The sequence below is a fragment of the Vulcanimicrobium alpinum genome (genome assembly GCF_027923555.1).
In the GTDB taxonomy this organism is placed as follows: Bacteria; Vulcanimicrobiota; Vulcanimicrobiia; order Vulcanimicrobiales; family Vulcanimicrobiaceae; genus Vulcanimicrobium; species Vulcanimicrobium alpinum.
This window is the reverse complement of record NZ_AP025523.1, coordinates 1902037-1916533: the sequence shown is the minus strand read 5'-3', so window position 1 is coordinate 1916533 and position 14497 is coordinate 1902037. Positions and strand designations below refer to the sequence as shown.

Annotated in this window: 14 protein-coding genes, 1 tRNA gene, 1 other RNA gene and 1 pseudogene; 7 read left to right on the top strand and 10 right to left on the bottom strand. The window is 68.2% G+C overall.

The window, feature by feature from the left end; all coding sequences use genetic code 11:
* Window positions 1-39: 39 nt before the first annotated feature.
* From WPS_RS09870 to WPS_RS09860, 3 genes are all read right to left on the bottom strand, one after another.
* The gene (locus tag WPS_RS09870; protein ID WP_317994334.1) at window positions 40-546 is read right to left on the bottom strand and encodes a hypothetical protein; all 507 of its coding nucleotides are present in this window, start codon (window positions 544-546) and stop codon (window positions 40-42) included.
* Window positions 547-619: 73 nt separating this feature from the next.
* The gene (locus WPS_RS09865) at window positions 620-1870 is read right to left on the bottom strand and encodes a cystathionine gamma-synthase (protein WP_317994333.1); all 1251 of its coding nucleotides are present in this window, start codon (window positions 1868-1870) and stop codon (window positions 620-622) included.
* Complete coding sequence (locus WPS_RS09860; RefSeq protein WP_405054951.1) at window positions 1867-3225, bottom strand: cystathionine beta-synthase; 1359 nt, start codon at window positions 3223-3225, stop codon at window positions 1867-1869. The genes WPS_RS09865 and WPS_RS09860 overlap by 4 nt, the downstream gene beginning before the upstream one ends.
* 109 nt (window positions 3226-3334) lie before the next feature.
* Between WPS_RS09860 and WPS_RS09855 the strand changes: the two genes are divergently transcribed.
* The 3 genes from WPS_RS09855 to WPS_RS09845 are packed head-to-tail and all read left to right on the top strand — an operon-like array spanning window position 3335 to window position 5209.
* Window positions 3335-3685, top strand: a complete 351-nt coding sequence (locus WPS_RS09855; protein ID WP_317994331.1) for a DUF5069 domain-containing protein — start codon at window positions 3335-3337, stop codon at window positions 3683-3685.
* A 46-nt stretch (window positions 3686-3731) separates the two neighbouring features.
* A complete protein-coding gene (locus WPS_RS09850) occupies window positions 3732-4082 on the top strand; it encodes a carboxypeptidase-like regulatory domain-containing protein (protein WP_317994330.1) in 351 nt (116 codons plus the stop codon).
* A 5-nt stretch (window positions 4083-4087) separates the two neighbouring features.
* Window positions 4088-5209 (top strand): glycerate kinase, encoded by a 1122-nt coding sequence (locus tag WPS_RS09845; RefSeq protein ID WP_317994329.1) that lies wholly within the window; start codon window positions 4088-4090, stop codon window positions 5207-5209.
* A 10-nt stretch (window positions 5210-5219) separates the two neighbouring features.
* Here WPS_RS09845 and WPS_RS09840 read toward each other — a convergent pair whose 3' ends face one another.
* Entirely contained in the window at window positions 5220-6584 is a 1365-nt protein-coding gene (locus tag WPS_RS09840) for a gluconeogenesis factor YvcK family protein (RefSeq protein WP_317994328.1), read from the bottom strand.
* Window positions 6581-7435 carry an RNase adapter RapZ gene (rapZ, locus tag WPS_RS09835; protein WP_317994327.1) on the bottom strand — a complete coding sequence of 285 codons (855 nt, stop codon included), beginning with the start codon at window positions 7433-7435 and terminating at the stop codon, window positions 6581-6583. The genes WPS_RS09840 and rapZ overlap by 4 nt, the downstream gene beginning before the upstream one ends.
* 2 nt (window positions 7436-7437) lie before the next feature.
* Between rapZ and WPS_RS09830 the strand changes: the two genes are divergently transcribed.
* The gene (locus tag WPS_RS09830; protein WP_317994326.1) at window positions 7438-7815 is read left to right on the top strand and encodes a DUF2203 domain-containing protein; all 378 of its coding nucleotides are present in this window, start codon (window positions 7438-7440) and stop codon (window positions 7813-7815) included.
* A 269-nt stretch (window positions 7816-8084) separates the two neighbouring features.
* On the opposite strand, the pseudogene WPS_RS18185 reads toward WPS_RS09830, so the two are convergent.
* From WPS_RS18185 to rnpB, 4 genes and pseudogenes are all read right to left on the bottom strand, one after another.
* Window positions 8085-8291 (bottom strand): annotated as a pseudogene (locus tag WPS_RS18185) (DUF1858 domain-containing protein); the annotation flags it as partial.
* The gene (locus WPS_RS09820) at window positions 8291-9604 is read right to left on the bottom strand and encodes a hypothetical protein (RefSeq protein WP_317994324.1); all 1314 of its coding nucleotides are present in this window, start codon (window positions 9602-9604) and stop codon (window positions 8291-8293) included. The pseudogene WPS_RS18185 and the gene WPS_RS09820, both read right to left, overlap by 1 nt.
* Window positions 9605-9739: 135 nt before the next feature.
* Window positions 9740-10051: a hypothetical protein gene (locus tag WPS_RS09815; protein WP_317994323.1), complete on the bottom strand. Its 312-nt coding sequence runs from the start codon at window positions 10049-10051 to the stop codon at window positions 9740-9742.
* Window positions 10052-10073: 22 nt separating this feature from the next.
* An RNA gene (gene rnpB, locus WPS_RS09810) (RNase P RNA component class A) lies at window positions 10074-10444 on the bottom strand.
* A 43-nt stretch (window positions 10445-10487) separates the two neighbouring features.
* Here rnpB and WPS_RS09805 point away from each other — a divergent pair.
* Entirely contained in the window at window positions 10488-12842 is a 2355-nt protein-coding gene (locus tag WPS_RS09805) for a diguanylate cyclase domain-containing protein (protein ID WP_317994322.1), read from the top strand.
* A gap of 274 nt (window positions 12843-13116) precedes the next feature.
* On the top strand, window positions 13117-13707 hold the full coding sequence (locus WPS_RS09800; RefSeq protein WP_317994321.1) for a hypothetical protein: 591 nt from the start codon (window positions 13117-13119) through the stop codon (window positions 13705-13707).
* Between the two features lie 22 nt (window positions 13708-13729).
* Here the strand turns inward: WPS_RS09800 and WPS_RS09795 are convergent.
* Window positions 13730-13802 (bottom strand) — tRNA-Ala (locus WPS_RS09795).
* Window positions 13803-13904: 102 nt separating this feature from the next.
* Here WPS_RS09795 and WPS_RS09790 point away from each other — a divergent pair.
* Window positions 13905-14429 (top strand): hypothetical protein, encoded by a 525-nt coding sequence (locus WPS_RS09790; RefSeq protein ID WP_317994320.1) that lies wholly within the window; start codon window positions 13905-13907, stop codon window positions 14427-14429.
* Window positions 14430-14497 lie beyond the last annotated feature (68 nt).

The window sequence follows — 14497 nt, the reverse complement described above, 5'->3', positions numbered from 1 at the left end:
CCCGCGCGTACACGAGCCCGGCGTTGCGGGAAGGGACGGTTACTGCGGTTTGGTGGGCGCCTGAGGCTGCTGCGCGTGGCGCAGTTCGCGCATCTTCTCGCGGCTCACGCCCAGCATCAGCAGGAAGCGGCCGGCGGACGCGGTGTGGGCCCGGGCGCCCGGCGGCGGACCGCCTTGCGGACCGCCCTGGGGAGCGTTCGGCATCGCGGCGATGTCCGCACGGATTGCGGCGATCATTTTGGTGCGCTCGGCGAGAACGGCGGTGGTTTCCGCCGGCGTGAGCGCGGCGTCGATCTGCTGCGCCGCGGCGCGCAGGTCGGTCTGCTGACCGTTGTTGACCGCGTCGATCACGGCTTGCACTTTGGCGCGATCGGCGGCGGAGAGATCGTTGAAGGCCGCGGTCTTGGCGTTGTCGCGAGCCTGCTGCATTTGGGCGTGGACTTCGGGCGGCGGACCGTTCTCCGCCGCGCTGCTCTGCTGAGCCGAGGCCGCGAGAGGGAATCCGGTCGCGAAGACGAGCGCGAGGACGGGGAGCGATAATTTCATAGCGTCAGCGTAGCGCACGCCCGCGTGGGATTTGCTGGCAATTCGGTGAGCGTGCGATGAAAATGCGTTCCGGCTATGAGGTCGGTGCGCCCTCGCTCTGGGTGGCGGGGATGCGTTCGGGATGCGAAGCATCGCCGGCGCCGTTGCTCGTCCCGGCAATCCCGGCGAGCGTGATCGTCGCGTCGAGCGCCCGGCGCAGATCGGCGATCAGGTCGCGCGCTGCTTCGAGTCCGACGGAGAGCCGCAGCAAGCCGTCGCCGACTCCGCGCCGTTCGCGATCTTCTTTGGGGATCGATCCGTGCGTCATGCGGGCGGGGTGCGTGATCAGGGACTCGACGCCGCCGAGCGATTCGGCGAGCGAGAAGAGGCGCGTGTGCTTGGCGGTCTCGAGCGCGCGCGACTCCGGTCCGCGCAGCGTGAACGAGACCATCCCGCCGAAGCCGCGCATCTGCCGCTTCGCGAGCTCGTGCTGGGGATGCGAGAGCAGTCCGGGATAGAATACGCGCGCCACGTCGTCGCGTTCTTCAAGGAACGCCGCGACGGCATGCGCGTTGCGCTCGTGCTCGCGCATCCGCACGGCCAGGGTCTTGGCGCCGCGCGACGTCAGAAACGCATCGAACGGTCCGGGGACGCCGCCGACCGCGTTCTGATGGAACGCGATCGTCTCGGCGATCGACGCGTCGTCGGTGATCGCGACGCCGCCGACGACGTCGGAGTGCCCGCCGATGTACTTCGTGGTCGAGTGGACGACGATCTCGGCGCCGAGCGCGAGGGGCGACTGAAAGTACGGCGTCGCGAACGTGTTGTCGACGGTGACGAGCGTCCCGCAGGGCTTGAGCGCGACGATCGCCGCGATATCGATCAGGCGCAGCAGCGGATTCGTCGGCGTCTCGATCCAGAACATTTTGGTGTTGGGCTTGATCGCCGCCCGGACCGCGGCGGGATCGGTCATGTCGACGTAGCTGAACTCCAGGCCGTAGCGCACCAGCACGCGCGAGAAGAGCCGGTAGGTTCCGCCGTAGAGGTCCTCGGTGACGATGACGTGATCGCCCGACGAGAGCAGGTTCATGACCGCCGATGTCGCCGCCATTCCCGACGCGAACGCGGAGGCGAAGCGGGCATCCTCGAGCGAGGCCAACTGCTTTTCGAGCGCGACGCGCGTCGGGTTGACGGTGCGCGAGTAGTCGAAGCCCTTGTGCTTGCCGGCCGCCTCCTGAGTGTAGGTCGACGTCGCGTAGATCGGGACGATCGTCGCGCCCGTTGTCGGATCGGGATCCTGGCCGACGTGGATCGCCCGCGTCGCGAAGTCCATCTCGCCGCTCATCCGGCGGTCTGCGCCGAGAGGAACGAGATGACGTCCTGGCGCGTCACCACGCCGACGGGACGCGCATTTTCGGTGACGACGATTGCGTGGTTTGCCATCGTGAGCAGTTTGTACGCCATCCCGACCTCGGAATCGTGCTCGAGCGCGGGGAACGGACGGCCCATCACCTCGACGACCGGTTTGTGCATGATGTCCGCGTGATCGAACACGGCCTGCATCACGGCGACGTCGTTGATCGAGCCGACGACGTCGTTGCCGCGCATCACCGGGAGCTGCGAGATCTCATAGCGGCGCAGCAGGTCGAGCGCCTCTTTCACCGTCTGCTCTTCGCTCACGACGATCATCGGCGGCAGCGGCTGCTTCGTGCGCAGCACGTCGCCGACCGTGTCCTTGCGGCGATCGTCCTCGAGGAATCCGTTGGCGTGCATCCACTCGTCGTTGAAGATCTTCGACATGTAGCCGCGGCCCGAGTCGGGCATCATCACGACCATGATCGCGTCGGCCGGGAGTTCTTTCGCGATGCGCGCCGCCGCCGCGACCGCGGTCCCCGACGAGCCGCCGACGAGCAGCCCCTCTTCGCGCGTGATGCGGCGCGCCATTAGGAAGCTCTCCTTGTCGGTCACGCGCAGGATGCGATCGATGACGCGCATATCGACGGTCTGCGGGAGATAACTCATCCCGATCCCCTCGACTTTGTACGACTTCGGCGTATCGCCGCTGTAGATCGAACCTTCGGGATCGGCCCCGACGACGACGATCGCCGGATTCTTTTCTTTCAGGAATCGGGCGGTGCCCGAGATCGTTCCGCCGGTCCCCATCCCGCTCACGAAGTGCGTGATCTTTCCCGACGTCTGCTCCCAGATCTCGGGGCCCGTCGTCGCGTAGTGCGCGCCGGGGTTCTGCGCGTTGTGCCACTGATCGGGCTGAATCGCGCCGGGGATCTCCGCGGTGAGCCGGTTCGCGACGCCGTAGTATGATTCGGGCGAGTCGTTGGGCACGTTCGTCGGCGTGACGACGACCTCGGCGCCGTACGCCTTGAGCAGATCGATCTTTTCCTTCGACATCTTGTCGGGCATCACGAGGATGCAGCGATAGCCGCGGATCGCCGCCGCCATCGCGAGGCCGGTCCCGGTGTTGCCGGAGGTCGCCTCGATGATCGTTGCGCCGGGTTTGAGGATCCCGCGTGCTTCGGCGTCTTCGATCATCGCGACCGCCGGCCGGTCCTTGACGGAACCGCCGGGATTGACGTACTCGACCTTCGCCAGAACGAGACACGCCGCGCCGTCGAGCACGCGGTGCAGGCGCACCAGCGGGGTCCGTCCGACCGCGTCGAGCGCGTTTTCGAAGTAGGTCAGGCCGGAGACGGGGCGCGGTTGGGTCATCGCCATAGCCCGTCGGCGTTCCGCAACTCCGGAGGCGCTGCCTGCGTCAAAACAGAGGCGAGACGCTCTGGAGAGGGAGACGATGGCTACGGATTTTCGTCACGGTGATTTCCCGCGTCGCGGGCGCGAGGCGCTCGACGGCTACCTTTGGCTGGCTCGGGTGTTCGACAAAGCGCGAGCGTCCCGGGACGGCACGATCTTCGACTACATCTACCCGTGCCCGATGGATCGCGGCGTCTTCGACCGCTGGGGGATCACCTCGCGGATGTTCGACGCGGCGCTCGAGAACGCGCGTACCGACGACGAGATCCTGGCGTGGCTGAAAGCGCGCGTCCCGGAATCGCGGCGCGACGAGGCCAATCGCTGGCTTCTCGAGGAGAAGATCGAAAACTTGGATCGCCAGGACGCGGAAGAGGGCGTCGTTCCGGCCTGACGCCGCCCAGCAGGTGTCGGCGCGTGCCGAACCCAACGGCGGGCGAGTGAGGACCTCACGCGCCCGCTTCGTTTTGGCCGCTGCGTCGCTCGCCGCGCTGGCGGCGTGCGGTGCCCCGCAGGTGCCGCCGGCGCAGAACTACGGGACGATTCGCGGCCGCGCGTACGACATCGCGACGAACCAGCCCGTTGCGGGCGTGGTGGTGACGACGTTCACGATCCTCAGCGCGACGACCGGCGCCGACGGCACGTACCGCATCCCCAATATCCCGGCCGGCCAGTACACCGTCCAGGCGCAGGCGCCGCAAGGCTACAGCGTGCGGCCCAACCCCGCGTATTCCGGCAGCATCGCGCTCGGTGACACGATCACCGTCGACATCCCGCTGAGCAAACCGTAGCGCGCGTGCGCGTCGTCATCGCGCCGGACAAATTCAAAGGGAGTCTCGACGCGGCGCAGGTCGCCGCGGCGCTGCGCGCCGGCGTGCACGACGTCGTCCCCGGCGCGGAGTGCACGCTGATCCCGATGGCGGACGGCGGCGACGGCACCGTCGATGCGTTTCTCGCTGCCGGCGCGCTGCCGCGCCGGGTGCGCGTGCGCGGACCGCTGGGCGCGCCGGTCGACGCCGTGTACGCGATCGACGCAGACCTGGCGGTGATCGAGATGGCGGCGGCGTCGGGGCTCGTGCTCGCAGGAAGCGCGCTCGATCCGCGCCGCGCGACGACCTTCGGCACCGGCGAGTTGCTGCGCGACGCGCTCGACGCCGGCGCGCGCCGCATCGTGCTGGGGATCGGCGGGAGCGCGACGACCGACGGCGGCGCCGGCGCGCTCGCCGCGCTCGGCGTCCGTTTCCTCGACGCGGCGGGAGCGCCGTTGGAACCGGAACCCGCTGCGCTTGCGGACGTCGAGCGCATCGACCTTGGCGGCCTCGACGCGCGCATCCGCGCCATCGATCTTGCGATCGCGTGCGACGTCGACAACCCGCTGCTCGGGCCGCAGGGCGCCGCCGCGGTCTACGGACCGCAAAAGGGCGCCGGCGACGCCGACGTCGCGTTTCTCGACGGCGTGCTCGCGCGGCTGGCGCGCGCGCTGGAGGCGGCGACGGCGACCGACTTGCGGGAGATGCCCGGCGCGGGCGCCGCCGGCGGGCTGGGCTGGGGCCTCGCGAGCGTCTGCGGAGCGCGCCTGCGCCGCGGCGTGATGCTGGTCGCCGACGTTCGCGGCCTCGGCGAGGCGCTGCGCGGCGCCGATTGGTGTTTGACCGGCGAGGGGCGCATCGACGACCAGACGTTGCGCGGGAAGGTCGTCGACGGCGTCGCGGCGCTCGCGCGGTCTGCGGCAGTCCCCGTCATCGCGTTCGGCGGCAGCGTCGACCTCGCGGCGGAACGTGCGTTACGCGAACGCGGCGTCGCCTGCGTTCCCATCGTCACCGGTCCGGTGACGCTCGAGGCGGCAATGGCAGACGCCGCGCCCAACCTGCGCGCCGCCGCGGCGCGCGCGATCGCGCTGACGATGCTCTCCGCGTGACGGGCGGCGGTTAGGTCGCGGGGCTCGGAGCGCTCGGCGTCGTCGGCGTGGTGCTCTGACGAAAGCGCACGTACGACGCGCGCGTCGCGACGGCTTCGTCGACAATCCCGATGACGACGTCGGCGAGCCGCTCGGGGTCGTGGCGGACCGTCTCGGTTTCGCTGATCACTGCGGCGCGCACCACGCGCACGTCCAGTGCGCGCAGTTCGGCTTCGTCGACCTGCACCGGAACCTGACCCTCTTCGGCGTAGAGGTCGCGCAGTTTGCGCGGCAGCTCGTCGTTGACGATCACGACGTCGCAGACGCGCGCGCCCGCCCCGTCGGTGAGCGCCCGCACATGGCGTGCGGCGGTGTAGTCGTCGGTCTCGCCCGGCTGGGTCATCACGTTGCAGACGTAGATCTTCACGGCGCTGGCCGCTTCGATCTCGAGCGCGACGCGATCGACGAGCAGGTTCGGCATGATCGAGGTGTAGAGCGAGCCCGGTCCGAGGACGATCGCGTCGGCTTCGCGGATCGCGGTGATTACGTCGGCCAGCGGCGCGGCATACGCCGGTTCGAGGTAGACGCGCTCGATCGTGCCGCGCGCCTGCGGGATCTGCGACTCGCCCTCGACGATGCGGCCGTCGGTGAGCTTCGCGCAGAGCCGCGCGACGGCGAGCGTCGACGGAAGCACGCGTCCTTTCACGTTGAGGACGCGGCTCGACACCTTGATCGCCTCGTCGAAGTTCCCGGTAATCCCGGTCATCGCGGCCAAAAACAGGTTGCCGAAAGAGTGTCCGGTGAGCCCTTCGCCCTCGGAGAAGCGGTAGCGGAAGAGCGAGGTGACCAGGGCTTCGTCGTCGGCGAGCGCGACCAGACAGTTGCGGATGTCGCCGGGCGGCAGCACGCCGAGTTCCTTTTGCAGCCGGCCCGACGAACCGCCGTCGTCGCTCACGGTGACGACGGCGGTGAGATTCGTCGTCACCCGCTTGAGCCCGCGCAGCATCGTCGAGAGACCGGTGCCGCCGCCGACGACGACGATGCGGTACCCGCTCTCGAGACGGCGTTCCATGATCGCGTCGAGGACGCGGCTCGAACCCTCGGGCGTCACCGCCGTCACGATCGCGTTGAGCCAGCGCCAGATGCCCAGCCCGACGAGCAGCACGCCCAGCACCATGAAGATCCACGAGAGGTAGCCCGGCGGGAAGAACTCCGAGACGACCGTGTCGACCATCTCGTTGATGCTCAGCGAGTAGCCTTCATCGGTCAGATACCGCGAAAGCCCGTTGACGAACAGCGTCGCGCCGATCAGCGCGAGCAGCAGCCAGCGCTTCACGCGCAGGCCGGGGATCAGCCAGCGCCAAAGGTTCAGCGAGCGGCGCATGCGGGTGCTCATCGGTTCACGTCTCGCGCATCGAACGTCGTCAGCGCCCCGGTCGTCTCGCGCAGATAGCGCAACGTGCGCCGCGCCAGGTACACGCTGCGGTGGCGGCCGCCGGTGCAGCCGATCGCGAGGGTCAATTGGGATTTTCCTTCGCGCTCGTAGTGCGGCACGAGAAATGCCAGCAGGCCGAAGAGGTGCTGCAGGAACGTCTCGGTCTCCGGGATCGCTTCGAGATAGGCGGCGACGGGCGCGTCGGCGCCGGTGAGCGCGCGCAGGTCTTCGACGTAATTCGGGTTCGGCAGAAACCGCACGTCGAAGAGCAGATCGGCGTCGAGCGGGATCCCGTACTTGAATCCGAACGCGACGATCGCGATCCGCAGCCGGCGCGCGTCGGGACCGACGAACGTCGTTCCGATGCGGTCCTTGAGCTGGCCCAGCGTGAGCCGGCTCGTGTCCCAGACGTAATCGGCGCGGTCCCGAAGCGCAACGAGCGCTGCTCGTTCGGTCCGGATCGCCTCTGCGAGACCGGCAACGCCGTCGCCGTACGGGTGGCGCCGGCGCGTCTCGCTGTAACGGCGGATCAGCGTCTCGTCTTCGGCGTCGAGGAACAGCACGTCGGGGCGGTTGCCGTGGCGCGCGAGTTCCTCGATCGCGTCGACGGCGTCACCGAACGGACCGAGGGTGCGGACGTCGAGCGCGAGCGCTGCGTCGTCGATCCCCGCGTGCTCCGCGAGCGCGGCGAACGACCGCGCGAACACCGGCGGCGCGTTGTCGAGGCATGCGAACCCAAAGTCCTCGAACGATTTCATCGCCTGACTCTTGCCCGCGCCCGACAGCCCCGTTACGATGACAAGACGGCGCATAGATGAAGCTCTTTTCGGCTGAGAAAGCAAACGCCCTCATCCCGGTCCTGGAACCGCTGCTCGACGAGCTGTGGGGGAAGCGCCGCGACCTGGCGATCCGCCTGCTGGAAACCGATCCGGCGTTGCGCGCGGGGCGGTCGGATGCGACCCGCGACCGCCGGCGCTCGCGTGCGTTCACCGAGCTCAAGGCCGAGATCGTCCGCCTGATCAACCGGATCGAGGCGCACGGCTGCGTGGTCAAAGACCTCGACCTGGGCCTGCTGGACTTTCCGTCGATGCGGGACGGGCGCCCCGTCTATCTGTGCTGGAAAGCCGGAGAACGGGAACTCGCCCACTGGCACGGCACCGACGAATCCTTCGTCGACCGCAAGCCGCTCTAACGTCCGGCCCAAACGCAGGCGGCCCGCCGAGGATCAGCGGGCCGGAGTACGCCGAAGGCTCGGCGTGACTAGGCCGGGACGGTCGCGGGGTCGACCTTGATGAAATCTTCGGCGAGGCCCTGAAGGCGAACGTCGCCGAACTCGACCGTGTAGGCGCCGGCGGCGAAATCCGTGACCCGGCCGAATTCGGGGACCGTCGCGAGCTGCGGAATCTTGGTGCGGATCTCGTCGGGCAGCTTCACGACGTCGCCGACGTCGAGCGAGGGCTGCTCGAAGAGCTTCTCGAGGTCGTCCATCAGCAGGCCGAGCGGGATGCCGTAGCCTTCGCTGACCTGTTCGATCGTCTCGGTCTCGCTGATCGCGCAGTTCGAGCAGCCGCCGAGATGGAAGCGTGCGAACACGCGCCGCGCGCCGGCATGCGTCTTAAACGCTTGCTCGACGGTCATGTCTTTGGAAAAGTGCGCCACGGTGGACATTATTCTCCGAGACCTGCGAGCGGCCCCGTCGGTTGCGTACCGGTGCCGCGCGCCCAGCGCGCGGGCTCGACCATCCCGCGCAAGCCGTCGATCCCGCCGTCGTGCAGGACGCGCGCGACCTCCCGCCTGAGCGCCGCGGTCTGCAGCGCGTCGAGCGCGTTTCCCAGCGCCATCGTGACGGTCTCGACCGTCGCGAGCTCGTCGGGGGCGTAGGCCTCGCCGTTCGACTTCGAACCCAGCACGAGCATCCCCGTCACCGTGTCGCGGACGAGCATCGGAAACGCGAAATCGCCGGCCAGGGCGCTGTCGACCCGGCGCAGTTCGACGAACGTGCGGGTCGCGCGCATGCGCACGAGCGCCGGATCGTCGATACCGACCGCGGGCGCGGGGCCGCCGGAGCCCGGGTCGACGCGCAGTGCGCGCGCGGCGTCGGCGACGTAGATCGCGGCGCCGGTCGCGCCGCAGCGCACCGCGACCTCGGCCTGCACGCGCGCAACGGCGACCTGCGGGTCGCTGACGTACGCGATGTCGCGCGCGAGCGTCCGCAGCGCACGCTCGGCTTCGTGACGGTCGCGGAAGAAGAGATCGTCGACGAAACGGTCGACGCGCGCGTGCAGGCTGCGCATCGAGAATCCCAACCCCAGCGCCAGCGCCAGCTCCAGCGACGTCGAGGTGAGGTGCGAGATCCGCATCGCGACCGTCGAGAGCGTCCACTCGAGCACCATGAACGCCGCGACCACGATGACGGAGAGCGACCCGAACACCAGCGCGCGGTTGACGACGAAGCCGATGTCGACGACGCGGTGACGTACGATCGCGTAGCCCAGGCCGAGCGGGATCGCGAGCAGCGTCAAGCCCAGCCAGTATTCCCACGGCAAAATCGGGATCCGCAGCGCGAACTGCAGCGTTTCGATCAGCGATCCCGAGAAGCCGAGGGCCAGCGTGTAGCCGACCCACTTGAGCCGCTTCGCATCGGCCCCGCGCGCGCCGCGTCCGGCGACGACGAACGCGATCGTGATCGCGGTGAAATACGCCAGCGTGACAGTCAAGCCGAGCGGGTTGTACCAGGTCGGCAACGGCCGCAGCAGCAGTACCAGGGAGATCGTGCCCCAGTAGACCATCGCCAGCCCGATCGCAAACGCGATCGGGTTCGCGCGCCGCAGCAGCGCGCGAACGCCGCGTTCGCTGGGATATGGGAAGATCACGGCCAGCGAGAGCGCAGCGTACGCGCAGAAAATCTGACAGAAGCGCGTCAGCAGCATCTGCACCGCGGTGAACCATTCGGGCTTCCACGGCAGAAACGAGACGAACAATCCGCCGAGTGAGAGCAGCAGGGCGGTGAGGGTGCGCGCCAGCGGGTCCGCGGGACGGCGGACGGCGACGACCAGCGCGACGAGCGCGAAGGCGAAGCCGGTGATCGTCGCGACCCAGGTCGCAGGATCGGCGTTCTACGGCGTGCCGTCGGCGCCGGTGCCGGTCAGGGCGAACCGGTCGCCGGGGCGCCCCTGCGCGAACCGCAGCCGGTTCGGCAACGACCGATCGGCGAGCGCGACCCGGTCGCCGCGATGGAGCGGCGGCTGGACGGCAGCAGGATCGGTGATCTGCTCGACGATCACGGAGCCGGGATGGGCGAGTTCGTTCGTCCCCGAGAACCCGGGGGACGCGTTGGCAACGACGGCCGCGATCGCGCTCAAAGAGAGCAGGATCAGCAGCATCGTCGAAAGCGCGACCGCGCATGCGCGCCAGAGCGCCAGCTTCATGCGCCGGGATCGTTCGGTTGGTTTGCGGAGGACGCCTGTACGCCGGATTCTGTCGATCCCGAGGGATCGTGGCCGTCATCTCTCTGGGGCACGCTTCACAGCGGGCCTCGGTGCGACGTTGCTCGTTTCGCCGGGCCGGCGAGCGTGCGCGAACGCACGCGATCGAGCGGTCTTGCTCCAGGTGGGGTTTACCCGCGCCCGCGTCACCGCGGAACGCCGTGCGCTCTTACCGCACGATTTCACCCTTGCCGTTCCGAGACGAACTCGGCACGGCGGTATGTTTCTGTGGCACTTTCCTTCGAGTTGCCCCGACAGGACGTTATCCTGCACCCTGCCCGATGGAGCCCGGACGTTCCTCGACACGTTCCGTGCCGCGACGGCCCAGCGCCCTCCGCGCGGGAATGATTCGCCGCACGCGACGGTCGATACTCCCGACATGAACGTCGTGCGGACGGCCGTGCTGCGACGACGCGCGCTGCTCGCAAGCATCGTGCTGATCGCGATCGTCGCGCTGGAGATCGCGCTGGTGGGTCTGCTCGCGGGCCGGAGCCGTCACGTCTCGGACGCCGTCAACGACAGCGGCCGTCAGCGGTCGCGCTCCCAGCGCATCGCGCTGTTCGTCGAGAAGCTGCACGCGGGGACGGCGACGGAGAACGATCGCGCGCTCCTGCGCGCGACCATCGCTGAGTTCGAAGCGACGCGGACGCACCTGCTCGCCGACGCCGAGACGCTCGTCGGCGAACGCGGCAGCGACGGCCTCACGCCGACTGCGCGTGAGGGCGTCCGGTATCAAGCGGCGGCGGAACGCGTGCTGCGCGATCCTCACGACGGCGGCGCCTACGCCGAGGTGCAGGCGTTGCGCGACCCGCTGCTCGCGCGCTTCGAAGCCGTCACGAACGCCCGCGCCGCCCGGGCCTCGGCCGCGATCGTCGCGCTGCAGACCGCCGCGCTCGCCGGGGCCCTCGTGTGCGTCGCCCTGGGTGCGCTCTATTGGCTCGCGTTCTTGAACCCGGTGCTGCGCGGATACGAGCACGGGCAACGGGCGCTCGCCGCGAGCCGTTCGCGGTTTCGTTCGCTCTTCGAATTCGCCGCCGACCCGGCGGCGGTGTACGACACGCAGGGGAATCTCGTCGAGGGGAACCGCGCTGCAGCCGAACTGTTCGGTTATCGCCGCGGCAAGCTCGCGGGCGCATCCTACACCGTGCACGTCGCCCCGGATTGCCACGACGAAGTCGCGGGAAATCTCGCCATCGCGCTCGCCGGCCGCGCGGTGGAATTCGAGACGGTGTTCGTCGGCGCGGACGGGCGGCGTATCGATGTGCTGGCGTCGCTTTCGCCGATCGTCGTCGACGGCACCGTCGAAGGAGTCTTCGGGACGGCGAAGGATCTGACGGCGCTACGCGCCGCCGAGGCGGCGCTCGTCCACAGCAGCGAGCGGTTTCGCTCGCTCTTCGAACAGCAGGCGGATCCGGTGATCGTGCTCGACGAGCAGCGGCGCTGCGTCGCGGTCAACGTCGCGTTCGAACGCGTTACCGGCTTTCCGGCGGAAACGGTCATAGGAAAGCCGCTCGATGTCGTCATGCTCCCGGAAACGCTGGCGGCCGTACATGAACAGATGGACCGCGTCGCCGCCGGCGAAGCGGCGGCGTTCCGCTCGCGGATACGCTGCAATTCCGGCGTGGTGCTGCAGGTCGATGTGCGCGCCGTTCCGATCATCGCCGCGGGACGCGTCGAAGGCGCGTACGCGATCGTCCGCGACGTCACCGAGCGCGAGCAGCTCCGAGCTCGCGGCGATTTGCTCGCGCAGCGCACGCGCGACCTGTACCTGGTTGCGTCTTCGGCGGGAAAATCGGCGGCCGAGCAGATCGTGGACGCGCTGCGGCTGGGCTGCGAGTCGCTCGGCCTACTGTGCGGTTTCGTCTGCGAGGTGCGCGAGGGCATGATGACGGTACGGTATGCATACAACCCTCCGGGCTCGCTGCCGGTCGGCTTCAGCGCGCCGCTGGAGGAGACGCTGAGCCGTTTCGCGTTCGCGTCCTCAGAAGTCGTCGCCGTCGAGGATCTGCGGACGGGGACGTGGGCCGGGGATCCGCTCAACGTGACCTATCCGTGGCGAAGCGCGATCGCGACCGGCGTGACCGTCGGCGGCCGCGACTACGGGACGCTGGTGCTCTTCGACGTCGACCCGCACGCGGAGTCGTGGACGAGCGAGGATCGCGATTTCGTCCGGCTCATGTCGGCGTTGGCGGGGTCGGCGGTCGAGCGCGGTTTGCAGCAAGAGCGCCTCGACCATCTCGCGAGGCACGATCAATTGACGGATCTGCCGAATCGCGTGCTGCTCGGCGAACGGCTGCGGCAGGCAATCAGCGCGGCGCGCCGGTACGGCCAAGGTGTCGCGCTGCATTACCTCGACCTCGACGGGTTCAAGGCGGTCAACGACGGACTCGGCCACCTCGCCGGCGACGCGCTGCTGCGGCTGGTCGCACAGCGGCTCACGGAGACGCTGCGCGCCAGCGACACTATCGCGCGCGTCGGCGGCGACGAGTTCGTCATCCTGCAGCCGCACGCGCGCTCGCGCGACGATGCGGAGACGCTTGCGAGCCACGTCATCGCGGCGATGACGCGACCGTTCGCGATCGACGGAACGGAGGTGCGCATCGGCACCTCGATCGGCGTCGCGCTGCTCGAAGACGGCGTCGATGCCGGCACTTTGTTCGCTCGTGCCGACGCCGCGCTGTACCGGGCGAAAAATGCCGGAAAGAACGGCTACGCGGTGGCCCAAACCTCCTGAGCCTTTCGGCCCTTCCTCGTTTCGGCGGTTCCGTGATAGCCTCTCGAAAAATCAACGCGATCGCACGCGTGACTTGGATGATGGAGGGTCGGTCATGAAGCGTTCGGTCTTTTCGCTCGTGCTCGTAGCTGGGTCGAGCGCATGTTCCGGCGGTGCGAACGTCGCGCCGCGGGCGACGAACGCATCGCAGGCCGCGAGCGGTTTGCGCTCCCCGCAGTCGATCGTGTGTACCTCGGTCGTGACGAGCACGAAAGGGACGCAGACGGCGGCGCTCGTGGCAACCGCCGGTGCGACGGTAACCGGATCTGTCGACGCACACGGTTGCAACATCGATGTGTACGTTGGGAGTAAGGCGCCGGGAGTCACCGTGACCTCTGCAACGGTGACCGACGCCGACGACTACGGGATCTTCAACGATTCGGCCGCGAACCTCACGGTGGCGAACTCAGCCGTTCAGAACACGGGGAATCACTCCTCCGGCGTGTACTCGCCGAACGGCGTGCAGACCGGCATCGCGTACTATCAGACGGGCGGCAACGCCATGCTCACCGGAAACACGCTGAGGGCGTATCAGAAGAACGGCACGGCCGTCGTCAACGGCGGCAGCGTTGCCATGACCGGCAATACCGTCATCGGCGCCGGGCCGGTCGCGTATATCGCCCAGAACGGCATCGAGGTCATCGGTGCCGCGATCACGGCGTTCAGCAACAACCACGTCAGCGACAACTATTACACCGGACCGAAATATTTTGCGACGGGGTATTTGCTGCTGGGCACCGGCACCTCAAAAGAAGACGTCATCTCCAACGGCAATACGTCGATCAACAACCAGCACGACTACTACATCAACGAGTCGGCGAAGTGATCGCGCGCTTCAGACGTCGTTGTGGAGGATAGGAGACTCGAACTCCTGACCCCCTGCATGCCATGCAGGTGCTCTACCAACTGAGCTAATCCCCCCGGGCGGCCGACGTCCATTCCGGGCTAGGGCGGGGCGGTCCTGTTCGGATCCGCCCCGCTCGAAGCGGAGTTCCTGCAGCCTGCCGAGTAAGGGAGGCAGGCATGAGGACGGCCGTTGCGCTCCTGTTCGCGTTTTTGTCGCTCACGATGGTTGCGCGTGCCGACCGCGATGACACGCGCGAGCAGTTGCGGACGACGCTGGCGTCCGCCGGCGCCCGCAGCGACGTCAACGTGACCTTTCGCCAGAGTACCAAGAACCCGTATAACTTCGTCGGGTCGATGACCGCCGGGCTAAAGAACGCGGAGTCACTCGAGATCGTGATCAGCGTGACCAAATCCGACACGCTCGGCTTCCGCATTTATCCGCACTACAACGGCGGCTACGTCAACCTCGATCGCGCGCGTAACGGTCCCGGGCTGATGCGGATGCTGCTCCGGTACAGCGACGACAATTTTCTCTTTTGGGGAGCCGACGATACCGCCGACGTGTTCTGCGGATACACGATCACGCTGGAGTCCGGATTCCCCTCCGACGCGATCGTCGTGGTCCTGCGCAGCATTCACAACACGGACAAATTCCTCGGCGAGATGCGGCCGATGATCGACGGCTCGTCGCCGGCGCCCTGAGCGAGGAGAGCAAGGTGCGTATCGCTATCCTTGCTCGCCGGCTCGTGACGATCCGAGCTTACGGCCGC

Bases quoted from the DNA above. Each gene is read 5' to 3' on its own strand.
- WPS_RS09870 (WP_317994334.1), bottom strand. From the start codon at position 546: ATGAAATTATCGCTCCCCGTCCTCGCGCTCGTCTTCGCGACCGGATTC.
- WPS_RS09865 (WP_317994333.1), bottom strand. From the start codon at position 1,870: ATGAGCGGCGAGATGGACTTCGCGACGCGGGCGATCCACGTCGGCCAG.
- WPS_RS09855 (WP_317994331.1), top strand. From the start codon at position 3,335: ATGGCTACGGATTTTCGTCACGGTGATTTCCCGCGTCGCGGGCGCGAG.
- WPS_RS09840 (WP_317994328.1), bottom strand. From the start codon at position 6,584: ATGAGCACCCGCATGCGCCGCTCGCTGAACCTTTGGCGCTGGCTGATC.
- rapZ (WP_317994327.1), bottom strand. From the start codon at position 7,435: ATGCGCCGTCTTGTCATCGTAACGGGGCTGTCGGGCGCGGGCAAGAGT.
- WPS_RS09830 (WP_317994326.1), top strand. From the start codon at position 7,438: ATGAAGCTCTTTTCGGCTGAGAAAGCAAACGCCCTCATCCCGGTCCTG.
- WPS_RS09815 (WP_317994323.1), bottom strand. From the start codon at position 10,051: ATGAAGCTGGCGCTCTGGCGCGCATGCGCGGTCGCGCTTTCGACGATG.
- WPS_RS09805 (WP_317994322.1), top strand. From the start codon at position 10,488: ATGAACGTCGTGCGGACGGCCGTGCTGCGACGACGCGCGCTGCTCGCA.
- WPS_RS09790 (WP_317994320.1), top strand. From the start codon at position 13,905: ATGAGGACGGCCGTTGCGCTCCTGTTCGCGTTTTTGTCGCTCACGATG.